The organism is Mycobacterium sp. NGS18 (assembly GCF_059813185.1).
Map to the genome: position 1 here is coordinate 19,633 of NZ_JCALEC010000018.1, position 12,476 is coordinate 32,108.

The following is a 12,476-nucleotide window of genomic DNA, read 5'->3' on the forward strand; positions in this document are numbered from 1 at the left end:
TCCGGTCGCCGGCGCCCGGACCTACTTCCAGGCGAACACCGGCTGTTCCAACTCGTCGACCCGGTCGGATCGGCCCTCCAGGCACAGCCACCGCAACTGCAGCAGCACGGCCCCGGTCGGCGCGTGGATCAGGTCATTGCCCAACGGAATCTGCACGACCGGGCGTGAGCTCTCCGGAATGTCGATGAACCGCGGCGAATCGTCGCGCTGCAGTTGGTGCAGTCCCACTCGGTAGGCCGCCACCACCTCGTCGGGCGCGGGCCGAGGCTCCAGGCGTCCACCGCCCCAGATCACCACCGGCGTGATGACGTATCCCGACCGTGTCGGGTAGTCGTCGAGCAGGCCCAGCACGGCCGAGTCGGGCAAACTGATGCCGAGCTCCTCGTCCAGCTCGCGCAGCGCGGCATCGACCGCGGTCTCGTCAGGATCGAGCCGGCCACCGGGCAGCGCCCACTGAGCGGCGTGCGAATTGAGGCGAGACGCCCTGCGGCACAGGAAGAAAGCCGCACCGCCGGAGACATCGATCATGCGGCCGTCGAGGCCGGCCTCCGGCAGAGGCCGACCGGCGATCCAGTCGTCCACCGGCGCGGGATCAACCCGGTCCTCGCCGATGTCGGAGTCCACGATCACCACCGCGACGGCCGCGTGCCGCTTGGTCGGGTCGGTCACGGTTCGGCGGTGGTGCCCACCCAGATGGGTCCGGATCTGCTCCTGCAGCGCCTGGTCGTAGCTGATTGTCACCGCTTGACCATAGGACTACGCACTTTCCAGGGCGCGCCCGATCACCTGGGCAGGCGATTCTCGACCCGGATCGCAACAGCTCACCGCGGCACCGATCAGGGCCGCATCGATCGAGGAGATGACCATGAGCCTGGACAACGCCTTACGCCCCGGGACGCGCACCCCGGAGTTGGTGCCGTCGCGCTACGCCGTACAGGTCGGCGAGATCGAGGTGCTGGTCATCAGTGACGGGGTACTGCCCATCACCGCGGCGACGATGGCCACCAACGTCGACGCCGCGGACCTGACGCGCTGGCTGGACGACATGTTCCTGCCGCCGGAGGTGATCAACTGGCCGCTCAACGTGGTCGTGGTGCGCACCGGCGACCGAACCATCCTCGTCGACGCCGGTCTGGGCGTGGAGTTTCCGGACTTCCCGCGGGCGGGGCAGACCGTCCAGCGGCTAGAGGCCGCCGGCATCGATCCCTCGGCGGTGACCGATGTGGTGCTGACCCACCTGCACATGGACCACGTGGGTGGATTGCTCACCGACGGGCTGAAGGCGCGCCTGCGCCCGGATCTGCGGATTCATCTAGCCGCCGCCGAGGCGGAGTTCTGGGAGGCGCCGGACTTCTCCGGTACCCAGATGCCGGCGCCGGTGCCCGTTGCGCTCCGGTCGATCGCCACGCGGTTCTTGGACGAATACCGCGACCGGCTGCGTCCGTTCGAGACGGAGTACGAGGTCGCGCCGGGAGTGCTGGTCTGCCGCACCGGCGGCCACACACCCGGGCACAGCGTGGTCCGCCTGGCCTCGGGAGGCGACCGCCTCACGTTTGCCGGGGACGCCATCTTCCAGGTCGGGTTCGAGAATCCCGGATGGCACAACGGGTTCGAACACGACCCCGAGGAAGCGGCTCGGGTCCGGGTTCGTCTTCTGCAGGAGCTGGCGTCGACCCGCGAGTCGCTGGTGGCCACCCACCTGCCGTTCCCATCGGTGTGCCGGGTGGCCGTCGCCGGCAACGCCTTCCGCTGCGTACCAGCCGTCTGGGATTACTGAGCGGTGGACGGCTCGATCAGGCGCCGATCGACAAGAAGAATGCAAGGGTGAGCAGCACGACGCACGCGATGCACACCGAGACTCCCAGGGTCGCTGACGCCATAGCTCGGTTCCAATCTGTGATGAGTTCCTGGTCGACGGCCGATCTGCGCAGTTCGCGCAGGTGACGGCCTGCCGGATCGTCACCAAGCTAGCCGTACGGCTTGGTGGACGTCAACAAAGGTCGTCGCCGGTGAACGCGCTCAGCCCGCTGTCGAATCGCGGATGTCGCTCGCCGGAGCTTCTCAGTCGACGAACCGGTATGGCACATCGAGTACGCGATAGGTGCGCTCTGCCCGACGGTCACGAGTAAGCAGCACGCGCTGGTTGGTCGATGCCGCCTGACCGACGAGCGCGTCGTACACGGATCCGCCGACGATCTCGAGGTCGGCGAGCCGCTCAAAGAGCTCGCTGGTGGCAGCTGCGTCGAGCCAGCACTTGGCCGGGAATGCCTGCGCCAGTACCGAGGCCGCTTGAGTTGCGTTCAGGCGTAGCGGGAGAGGGAGACGAGTAAGGACCGAATACGTCTCGAATCTCGCGTGGCCTGCGAGCGCGGCGCGACGTTGAACGAGGGCTCGGCGGCAGACCTTGTGGGCTTCGTGGGTCGAATCAAGCGCGGCGACGGCAACACTGGTGTCGCAGGCCCACAGGTCATCGCTGGATGTCATCGCGAAGTCGGCGCACATCGTCATCGGTCAGTACCGCACCCTCCACCGGGCCGAGCACTGGAAGACCGTCACGCGTTTCGATCGGGCGGGGACGCCGCTGGACGGGCTCAATCCGCAGACCAGATCCGTCCGGAATCAGTTCGAGCTCCGTGTCGGGGGTGATGCCGAGCGCCACCCGCAGCGCTTTGGGAATGACCAGCCGGCCCAGGCGGTCCACTGTCACGTTCATGGCACCAAATTACCAGTGGATTGGCAAAATGGTCGCGGCGATGCGTTTCCCGGCCGGTAAGCGGGTATAGGGCTACGGCACGGCACCTGCAGTGGGCCGGCGGACGGAGGAATCACTGCTGTGGTCAGAATGACGCCCTTGCGGCGCCGACGTTCCGGGCTTCGCCAGATCACCCAAGGCCTCGGCGAGCTCGATGCCGAGGTGTTCAGGGCGATCGCACACTCGCCCAGCCGACTGCTCGACACCACCATGCCGCCGCTGACCCGCGCCGCCGACCACTCCAAACTGTGGCTGGCCCTCGCGGCGGTGATGGCCGCGACCGGCCGCTCGTCCGCCCAGCGCGCCGCCGCCCGCGGGGTGGTCAGCCTGGCTCTCACCAGCCTGGTTACCAACCAGGTGGTCAAGCGGATACGGCCCCGGGCACGCCCGGACATCCTGCAGGTCCCCTTGCTGCGCCGCGCGCGCCGGCTGCCGCTGTCGAACTCGTTGCCGTCGGGGCACTCCGCCAGTGCCGCGGCGTTCGCCACCGGGGTGGGGTTGGAGAGCCCACTGCTGGGTCTTCCGATCGCCGGGCTGGCCGGCCTGGTGGGCTTGTCCCGGATCGCCACCGGTGCCCACTACCCCGGCGATGTGCTCGCCGGACTGGGCATCGGTGCATCCATGGCGGTGGCCGGGGCGAAACTGGTGCCGCCGATCCCGTCACTGCCCCCGCAACACGTCGATACCCTGCGGGTCGCCTGCCCGCCGCGCCCCGACGGCGCCGGCGTGACCCTGGTGGTCAACCCCCGCTCCGGCGGCGGGCGCGCCGGCGAGGTCGCCGAGGAGGTGCGCACAGCACTACCGGCCGTCTCCGTCGTCGAACTCGGTCCCGACGACGACGTGGCCGAAGCGTTACGCCTGGCGGCCGATTCCGCCGAGGTGCTGGCGATCGCCGGCGGCGACGGGTCGGTGGCCGCCGCCGCCGGCGTCGCGGTGGAGCGCGATCTGCCACTGGCGGTGTTTCCCGGCGGTACTTTGAACCACTTCGCCAAGGACATCGGCTGCGATACCACCGCGAAAACCGTCCGGGCCATCGCCGAGGGCAGCTTGTCGCGGGTGGACGTGGTCCAGTTCAACGACGAGACGACCGTGGTCAACACCGCCAGCGTCGGCGCCTACCCGGCCTTCGTGCGCCGTCGTGAACGACTGCAGCACAAGGTGGGCAAGCCGGTGGCCAGCGCCTACGCGATGCTGATGACGCTGCGGCGCGAACAACCGGTCCGCATCACCTACGACGACAAGACGCTGCAGACGTCGCTGTTCTTCCTCGGCAACTCCGCCTATCTGCCGGTCGGCTTCGCTCCGGCCGTCCGGAACCGGATGGACGACGGGTTGCTGGACGTGCGGATCCTGGAAACCGGGCGGCCGTGGTCCACGCTGCGAATGCTGGTCGCCCTGCTGACCGGACGGCTGCAGCGCAGTCGGCTCTACCACGAGCTGCAGGTTCCGCAGTTCCGGTTCACCGCACCCGACGGCCCGGTGCCCCTCGCCCGCGACGGAGAGGTCGACAGCCCTTGCGCGGAGGCCGAATTCACCGTGCGCTATCGCGCGTTGCAGGTCTTTCGACCGACGGCGCCGGGGCGGCGGTGACGACCGTCGACGTCGGCGTGGTCGGCGGCGGGATCGTCGGCCTGAGCACCGCGTACGCCCTGGCCGAGCTGGGTGCCACGGTGCGCGTGTATGAACGCGGCGTGCCGGGCGACGGCCAGTCCGGTGGCGAATCCCGGATCTTTCGGCACGCCCACGACGACGCGCGGCTGGTCGCACTGGCGCGGGCCAGTCGAGCGATCTGGGCGGAGTGGGCCGAATGCGCCGGCACCGAACTGGTCTCGTCCGACGGCGCGGTCGCGATCGGCCCCGCGGTGAGCAAGCGGCTGGCGACCCTTGACGAGGCGGGCGGGGTGCCGGTCCGCCGCATCGACGGCGCGGAGTTGCGCGCCCTGCTGCCACCGCTGGCCGACTACGACGGGCCGGCGATGCTCGATGAGGCCGGCGGGTCGATCCGCACCCGGGCGGCGATCGGCGCACTCACCGGGTGGCTGGGTGAGCGGCTGGTCGCCGACGAGGTGCTGGCGGTGCGCCCGACCCGCAGCGGCACGGCCGAGGTGCTGACCGGTGGCGCCCGCACCGAGCATTCCGCGGTGGTGGTGTGCGCCGGACGTGGCACCGCCGGGCTGGCGCGCGGCGTCGGGTTGGCGCTGCCGGTGCGGTTGTCCGCGCACGTCCGGCTGACCTTCGGCGTCACTGAGTCCGCCGAGTCTCTGGCCTGTCTGCAGGACAGCAGTGGCGCATTCGGCGAGACCGGCACCTATGCCGCCGCGCTGCCCGGCAACCGCCACTACGCCGTCGGGCTCAGTGAGAGCGTCGGTGTGGATCCCGACGGCGGCTTCCCCGACCCCGCGGAGCTGACCGCCTTGGCCGATCGGGCGGTGGCCTACGTGCGCCGCGCACTGCCGGGACTGGATCCGGCTCCGGTGGGGTACCGCCACTGCTGGGTCACCCGGGTGCCCTGGAGCGACGACGGTTTCGCGGCCTGGCAGCGCGACGGCTTGGTATTCGTCGCCGGCCACAATCTGTTCAAGCAGGCCCCAGCGATCGGGCGGGCGGTGGCGCGACTGGCACTGGGTGAGCAGCCCGAGGTGGATTTGCGACCCGAGTGCCGGCTGGGCGCGGGTTCGTGATTACCTTGGAGGCCGCAACAGCTTCATGGCGGCCCGCAGCACCGGTGCGGGGATGCGGTCCTGCATCGCCAGTGCGCCGGCGGCGGCGCGGGTGCGCAGTGGTGCGCCGCGCCCGAACATCCGGTTCAACGGTCCACCGGATGGCTCGATCTCGACGTGCAGCGGCGGAGTGCCGACCGCGGCACCGAGCGCTTGGGCGATCACCATCCGCTGAATCTCACTGGTGCCTTCGAAGATGGTGTACAGCTTGGCATCTCGGTACCACTTCTCCACCGGATGCTCGGTGATGTAGCCCCAGCCGCCCAGTGTCTGGATGGCGCGCTCGGTGACGCGCACGGCCGTTTCGCTGGCGGCCAGCTTAGCCATCGATCCCTCGCCGCGGCCGAAGCTGATCCCGTTGGCCGCCATCCAGGACGCCCGCCAGGTCAGCAGCCGCGCCGCATCGATCGCAGTGGCCAACTCGGCCAGCGGGAACGCGATGCCCTGGTTGTCGATAATGGGGCCGCCGAAGGCCTCGCGTCGAGTGGCGTAGTCGGTCGCGTATTCCAGTGCGGCGCGGGCGATGCCGATCGCCTGAGCGGCGACCATCGGCCGGGTCTGCTCGAAGGTGCCCAGGGTGGCCGATCCGGATGGCGGTGCGCCGGAGAGTATTTCGCGGGCTTTGGCCAGTTTGTGGTCGAGTTTGTCCTGGCCGCCGAGCAGGTTCTCCGCCGGGATGCGGACACCGTCGAAGCGCAGTTCGGCGGTGTGGGACGCTCGGCAGCCCAGCTTGTCGAGTTTGCGCACCATCTCTAGTCCGGGGGTGCCGCCGGGCACAATGAACAGCGCCTGGCCGCGGTGGCCCAGCTCCGGGTCGACGACGGCGTTGACCACGTGCACGTTGGCGATGCCGCCGTTGCCGATCCACATCTTGTGGCCGTCGATGATCCAATCGTCACCGTCGCGGCGGGCGGTAGTGCGAAGGTTACGGACGTCGCTGCCGCCTTCGGGCTCGGAGATCGCCAGGGCCGCGAGTTTGAGATCGCCTGGCGTGCCGAAGCATTCCGGCGCCCACTGCAGCATCTGTTCGCCGGTGGCGGCCTGTCCGATCGCCGAGAGCGCGAGTGCGGGCATCACGATCGCCAAACCGATTCCGGCACAGCCCCAGAACAACTCTTCCATGAACATCGGCAACGACAAGCCCGTCGAGTCGCCGATCAGGTCGCGGTAGAACAGCGGGCTGTAAAAACCCTGCGCGGCGGCCTCCTCGAGTACCGGCCACGGGAATTCCTGGCGCTGGTCGTAATCGAGTGCGACCGGCCGGATGACCGATTCGGCGAATTGGTGGGTGCGGCGGGCAAGGTCGTGCTGCGCCGCCGTCGGCGTGAGGTCGAAGCCCATGGACCGGTCCCCTGCCGTGATCGCGGCCGGCGTCGGGGTCGCCGGCCCGAACACCTGGGATTGCCGGTTCTCCGCCGGGTCAAACGCCTTGCAGGCGAGAGCTCGGCCCGGATCGCCTAGGCCTCCGGGAACCAGTAGTCGAGCGTCGCCTCGACCCCGCCCCAGTCGATGCCCATCCATTCGGTGAAGAAGCCCTCGATGTTGCCGAAGGCGTTGTAAACGAAGGCCACAATCGAATTGAACAGGGCGTCTATCCCGGCGCTGTCGAGCAACCCACTACCGAACGCGTTGAGCCAGGCGCTGAACTGGTCGATGTCACCGGAGATGTCGATGTTGGTGAGCATGCCGTCGGTGGTTGTGGTGTGGTCGGCTACCTGTTCGGGGGTGAGCCCCAGGTACATGACGTGCTCGTAGAAGAGGCCGAGTATCGAGTTGGAACTGGCGTCGGCGACGGGATCACCCGGGAAGGTGTAGATGGTCGCCGGGAAGGCTTCGTTGGGGGTCTGGTTGCCGTTGAGTATCGGCATGTCGAAGAGCCGGTCCCAGAGCGTGTCGCTGGTGTTGTGCGGCCAGGTGCCGTTCGCATCGGAGGGATCGCCGATGAACACGAAGTGCAGCAACCGCGGGTCGACACCGTCGTGGGCCAGCTGCGCCATCGCGATCGAGGCGGCCGTGGCGCCCTGCGAGTAGCCGAACACCCACAGCGGATTGTCGGCATCGAAGCCGCCTGGGTTGGCGTCGAGTTGGGCCTGCACCGCCCGCACGATCTCGGCCGCCCCGACGAAACTGCTGTGCCCCTGCAGGATCAGCTGCGGGGTGGTCAGCACCTGCAGCGGGGAATCGCAGATGCCGGCACCGATCACGCAGACCGTCGGATCGTCGCCGGCGTCGAAGCCCAGCGGGTTGAGGAACAGGTCGGCCGCGGTTTGGGCGAACGCCGCCGAGGGCGTCGGCAACATCGTCCCGCCGACGAAGATCGCGGTGTCCGCCAACAGGGCCACTTCGGCGAGCGTCGTCTGGATGACCGGAGTTCCAGCGACGCCGGCGGCGATGACGCCCGCGACGGCGACCGGAGCGAAAACTTTGGTTACGTTCATTGCGACACACCTTGAACTTATGTAAGAGCTCGGCCGACGGGACAGGAGACGCGCTGATAATGGCATTCTCGCGCGACGAGAGTCAATGGACGCGCGGACTATGCCTGGCCAGCCGCGATCCATGACCCTGGGCGTCGTTGACTTCGGCCAAGCGGCCCTGCCATGATCGCCCTCAGGCAATCTTTAGCTTCTGCGGTGAAGGGACGTGCCCGTGATGCTCACCAAGGTCTTTGCGCCGATCGCGATTGCCGGCACCGTGGCAGGCGGTGTGCTTGCCGCCGCGCCGGTCCACGCCACCTACGCCGCCGTCAACCTGCTCGCTGACACCGCGTTCTTCGTCGGCCCGACGATCTTGTCCACTCCGTCGCCGACCTTCGCCCAGACCGCGGCCGACCTGTTCCTCCACCCGCTGGGTTTCGACGTCGGCGACGATCCGGCCGCGTGCGTGGTCGGTGTCGGCGACTGTGATGCGCCGCTGCGGATCCTGTCCACCCCGGCGCTGGTCCAGCAGGGCCACAGCAGTTTCGTCGGGGCGGCCGAGATCGTGCGGGCGGTGCACGCCGAACTCAACGCCAACCCCGACGCCTACGATGCCGACAACCCGCTGTGGGTGTTCGGCTGGTCGCAAGGCGCCACGGCCGGCTCCATCGCGATGGCCCAGCTGGCCCACGACGGCGTCGACCGGCAGTTGCTGCATTTCGTGTTCATCGGCAATCCGGTCGGCGCCGACACCGCGTCGGAGGGTTTGGGCGGGGGTTCCTCCTCCGACTTCTTCGACACTGCTCTGCTGTCGGGTGTCCAGACCCCGAACAACTGGTTCGCGGTAACCGATTACACGATCCCCGGGGACCCGGTCACCGACCCCGCGTCCACCTCCGAGTTGGGTTTGTTCTACGAGCACATGATGTATCTGGGGCTCACGCCAGATCAGGTCGCCAACCAGTTGGCCACCACCGACGGCGCGATCACCGACATCGACATCTCCGGCGACTTCGACCAGTTCGGCGCCTGGATCAACGCCTGGAGCCATGGGCTGGTCGACAGCGGCTGGTGGGAAGGCCTGTTCTACTCAGTTGTGGCGTTCTTCTACAGCGCCTTCGGCGACATCAAGGACTTCTTCGGCGACTGGATGGGCATCGACTGGAGCGGCGTCGAAGACACCCTGGACTTCTGGTTCCCGCCGGAGGCGTAGCGGCGGGGAACTCGTCGCCCACCGCGTTACCAGCTTCCCCGCCTTCCAGTAGCCGATCGCGCCCAGCCAGGTAACGGCGAACAGCGCGACGATCGCCAGCCCGGCGTTATTGAGGCTGATTTCGCTGATCCAGGTGCTCACCGGACCCTCCCAATGCAGGTCGTCGTGCAGGACGGTCACCAGCTCGATCGTGCCGATCAGCAGTGCCACCGCGACGGACAGGCCGGTGACGGTGAAGTTGTAATAGAGCTTGCGGGCGGGCTGCATGAAGGCCCAGTCGTAGGCGGCGGTCATCAGCAGCCCGTCGGCGGTGTCGGTCAGCGCCATCCCGGCCGCGAACAGCAAGGGCAGCACCAGGACCGCATACCACGGCAGACCGGCCGCCGCGCCGCTGCCGGCCAGCACCAGGATCGCGACCTCGGTGGCGGTGTCGAAGCCGATCCCGAACAACAGGCCGACCGGGAACATCTGCCATGGACGCCTGATCCGGTGCATGATCGGGCGCAGCAGCCGAGCCAGCAAGCCCCGGTCGCCCAACACCGCCTCGAGGTCGTCCTCGGAATACGAGCCGCGTCGCAATCGGGTGAACGCGCGGAATATGCCCACCATCGCGACGATGTTCATGATCGCGATCAGGTAGAGAAACAGCCCCGAAGCCGTGATGCCGGCGATGCCCAGCACGCGCTGGGTCGGTGAGGTGTCGTCGGCCAGCGTCCCCGCCACGCGAGCGCCCGCAATAACCAAGACGGCCATCAACAGCACCAGGCTGGAGTGGCCCATCGCGAACCAGAAACCGACGGACTTGGGCTTCTGCCCGTCACTGATCAGTTTGCGGGTGGTGTTGTCGATGGCCGCGATGTGGTCGGCATCGAATCCGTGCCGCAGGCCGAGCAGGTAGGCGGTCACGCCCAGCCCGATGCCGAACGCCTCGGTGCCCGCGTAGTAGCCGCGTGGTGCGATCAGGGCCAGGGTGCCGAATCCGACCAGGTGCATGGCCGCGATCACGCCCGCCAGCACGGCGATGTCGATACGGTCGCGGTGATCGAAGATCGGCACGATGGCCGGCTAATGCGCGTAGGCAGGGGTTTTCGTGTCGCTGACGCGATCGGAATCGCCGGCCAGGACGCTGGCAGATGGTTGCTCCACGCGCCAGCGCGGCAAAGCCGCGGGGTGCGTGCGCTGCAACCAGTCGACCATGCCCTCACGAACAACGCATCTGAGGTCGAACAACGCACCGGAATCGGCTGCGCTCACCGTGATCCGCACCCGAAGGTAGCCGTCGACGGCGTCGGTGACGACCAGCCCGCTGGATCGACCGTCCCACAAGTCGCTCGCTGAGAGCAGGCGGTCCAGCTCGGCGCGCATCGCATCAACCGGTGCAGCGAAGTCGACGTCGAGCTGCACGGTGCCGAGCAACTCGGTCGTTCGCCGGGTCCAGTTCTCGAAGGGAGTCTTCGTAAAGTAGGTGGTCGGAAGGATCATTCGTCGCTGATCCCAGATTTGGACTACGACATATGTCAGCGTGATCTCTTCGATGCGTCCCCACTCGCCTTCGAGCACGACGACGTCGCCGACCCGGACGGCGTCGGAAAACGAGATCTGCATGCCGGCGAACACCGAGCCCAGTGAGGTTTGCGCGGCCAGGCCAGCGACCACCGAAAGTATCCCGGCCGAGGCGAACATCGTGGTGCCGATCTGGGTGAAGGACGGAAAGGTCATCAGCGCCGCGGCCGTGCCGAGGACGACGACGACGGCGATCGCGAGCCGCCGCAGCGTGGTGATCTGCGTTTTGACCCGCCGCTGGAGCCGGTCAGCATCGCTTACCTGCAACTGGCCGCCCGCGAAGCGGGCGATGGCGCGTCGCTCTGCCAGCAGTGTCAACGCGGCAAACAACCACGTCACGGCGGCGATCATCAAGATGTGGAACAGTTGATCGACTCCGCCCCGGCCGGGCGTCGAGGCTGGGACGGTTGCACCGACCGCGATGCGCGCGGCAATCACCATCAGGATCACCCGGACCGGCATTCGGGTCAAAGCCGCGAAGTCGTTGACCAGTCCGCTACGCCGGCTGACGCGTTGCAGCAGCCAATACAGCGCCCAACCCAGCAGCCAGGCGCCGGCTACCGCGCCCGCCAGCCATGCCGTGGTGACGGCAAGGTGGATTGCGGACCCTCGATCGAGTTCTTCTGGCATAGCCATATCACCTCTTTCGGTCGGATTCGGATCGCCCGCGAGTGTAGGGGAGATCGCCGCCGCTCCGCCGATGCTGCGTGAGCGGTCGGGTTCTCCGGCGCCGCTGAGAAAATGCCCGCAGGGCAGTACCCTCGTAGCGGCTTTTTTAAACCGTTGCGGGACCGATGAATTCGACGCCCGCGCGAATCGCGGGGCGGTGCCGCAAGATTCGGAAATGCGCCAGCCGGCCGAGCCCTGCCGTCGTCATCAAGCGTGCGCCCGGCCATGCGGCGACGACCTTTTCGCTCGTCGCATACGGAGTGTCGGGGTCATCGGGGTCGTGGATGAGCAGCAGCGGCGGATAGTCGGTTCGTTCGGCAATCCGGACCATGTTGGTGTCCTCGAGCGGCATGGCGATCCGGCGTTCAAGGCGTCGATGCAGGCCGGCGCGTATCCGTCGGCCGAAGTTGTGGCGCGCGGCGAACAGATCCAGGTAGATCGGGAACTCGCCCATCGGCGCGAGGAACACCAACCGTCCGACCGTGGCGCCCCACGACGCCGCGAACGCGGTCGCATTGGCCCCCAGGGAGTGGGCGACCACCGCGCGGGCCGGCCCGTGTGTGCGGATCATGGCTGCCACCGCTTCGGCGCACTCGATGGCGGTGGTGCGACCCGGCGCGAGTACGCCCGGCTCGGACTCGTTATGGCTGGGCAGGTCGAACGCGATGACCCGATGCCCGGATTCGACCAGGGGTTTGATGAACATCCCCAGGTGTGGGCGACGCCCACCCCAGCCGTGCACCAGATAGACCGGCGGCCCTTCGCCCCAGGACTCGCCCACAATCCGATGTCCGTCCCCCCAGTGCGCTTCCAGCGGCTGGCCGGGCGGGACGCCGGGGGGCATCCGCAGGCTGGAATCCATGACCGGCGGGGTGCACCACAGTTCGATCGCCCACCGCGACCCGATGGCGGGCGCGATCCGCTCCAGTAGCCAGAACGCCCGACGCACCCGAGGGGTGACCGGCGGTTGGACACCGGAGCCCTCCACATCGAGAACGATGGGGCTTGCATCGCTCGAAGCACTGGGTTTCACTTCCGGTTCCCGGCGCAGACGTCGAGCGGGCGGCGGGTTCGTTAGGTCCGGCACATATCGAGGGTAGCGAGATGATGCGGTCTGGAGCCATCACCACGTTGCCCGCCCC

General features: G+C 68.1%; 11 protein-coding genes and 1 pseudogene. 4 read left to right on the forward strand and 8 right to left on the reverse strand.

The features are described 5' to 3' along the window. Positions 1 to 21: 21 nt before the first annotated feature. Positions 22 to 741 (reverse strand): NUDIX hydrolase, encoded by a 720-nt coding sequence (locus AC5Y31_RS20955; protein ID WP_499982723.1) that lies wholly within the window; start codon positions 739 to 741, stop codon positions 22 to 24. 124 nt (positions 742 to 865) lie between these two features. Here AC5Y31_RS20955 and AC5Y31_RS20960 point away from each other — a divergent pair, with 124 nt between their 5' ends. Next, a complete protein-coding gene (locus tag AC5Y31_RS20960; protein ID WP_499982725.1) occupies positions 866 to 1,777 on the forward strand; it encodes an MBL fold metallo-hydrolase in 912 nt (303 codons plus the stop codon). Positions 1,778 to 2,061: 284 nt separating this feature from the next. On the opposite strand, the gene AC5Y31_RS20965 is transcribed toward AC5Y31_RS20960, so the two are convergent. Further along, entirely contained in the window at positions 2,062 to 2,508 is a 447-nt protein-coding gene (locus AC5Y31_RS20965) for a type II toxin-antitoxin system VapC family toxin (protein ID WP_499982727.1), read from the reverse strand. Next, positions 2,468 to 2,713 (reverse strand): AbrB/MazE/SpoVT family DNA-binding domain-containing protein, encoded by a 246-nt coding sequence (locus tag AC5Y31_RS20970; RefSeq protein ID WP_065024839.1) that lies wholly within the window; start codon positions 2,711 to 2,713, stop codon positions 2,468 to 2,470. The genes AC5Y31_RS20965 and AC5Y31_RS20970 overlap by 41 nt, the downstream gene beginning before the upstream one ends. 129 nt (positions 2,714 to 2,842) lie before the next feature. On the opposite strand from AC5Y31_RS20970, the gene AC5Y31_RS20975 reads away from it, so the two are divergent. After that, positions 2,843 to 4,342 (forward strand): bifunctional phosphatase PAP2/diacylglycerol kinase family protein, encoded by a 1,500-nt coding sequence (locus AC5Y31_RS20975; protein ID WP_499982729.1) that lies wholly within the window; start codon positions 2,843 to 2,845, stop codon positions 4,340 to 4,342. Next, complete coding sequence (locus AC5Y31_RS20980; protein WP_499982731.1) at positions 4,339 to 5,433, forward strand: NAD(P)/FAD-dependent oxidoreductase; 1,095 nt, start codon at positions 4,339 to 4,341, stop codon at positions 5,431 to 5,433. Before AC5Y31_RS20975 ends, AC5Y31_RS20980 begins: the two co-directional genes overlap by 4 nt. Here the strand turns inward: AC5Y31_RS20980 and AC5Y31_RS20985 are convergent, their stop codons facing one another. Together AC5Y31_RS20985 and AC5Y31_RS20990 are read right to left on the reverse strand one after the other, a co-directional pair. Next, positions 5,434 to 6,813, reverse strand: coding sequence for an acyl-CoA dehydrogenase family protein (locus AC5Y31_RS20985; protein WP_499982734.1), 1,380 nt, complete (start codon positions 6,811 to 6,813; stop codon positions 5,434 to 5,436). A gap of 116 nt (positions 6,814 to 6,929) precedes the next feature. Next, positions 6,930 to 7,910: a PE-PPE domain-containing protein gene (locus AC5Y31_RS20990; RefSeq protein WP_499982737.1), complete on the reverse strand. Its 981-nt coding sequence runs from the start codon at positions 7,908 to 7,910 to the stop codon at positions 6,930 to 6,932. Positions 7,911 to 8,124: 214 nt separating this feature from the next. On the opposite strand from AC5Y31_RS20990, the gene AC5Y31_RS20995 reads away from it, so the two are divergent. Then, positions 8,125 to 9,102, forward strand: coding sequence for a PE-PPE domain-containing protein (locus AC5Y31_RS20995; protein WP_499982766.1), 978 nt, complete (start codon positions 8,125 to 8,127; stop codon positions 9,100 to 9,102). A gap of 45 nt (positions 9,103 to 9,147) precedes the next feature. Here the strand turns inward: AC5Y31_RS20995 and nicT are convergent. The 3 genes and pseudogenes from nicT to AC5Y31_RS21010 all read right to left on the reverse strand — a co-directional run. Further along, a pseudogene (gene nicT, locus AC5Y31_RS21000) lies at positions 9,148 to 10,158 on the reverse strand (Nickel transporter NicT); the annotation flags it as partial. Between the two features lie 9 nt (positions 10,159 to 10,167). Then, the gene (locus AC5Y31_RS21005; protein ID WP_499982739.1) at positions 10,168 to 11,295 is read right to left on the reverse strand and encodes a mechanosensitive ion channel family protein; all 1,128 of its coding nucleotides are present in this window, start codon (positions 11,293 to 11,295) and stop codon (positions 10,168 to 10,170) included. A 145-nt stretch (positions 11,296 to 11,440) separates the two neighbouring features. Next, a complete protein-coding gene (locus AC5Y31_RS21010; RefSeq protein WP_499982767.1) occupies positions 11,441 to 12,385 on the reverse strand; it encodes an alpha/beta fold hydrolase in 945 nt (314 codons plus the stop codon). Positions 12,386 to 12,476: the final 91 nt, after the last annotated feature.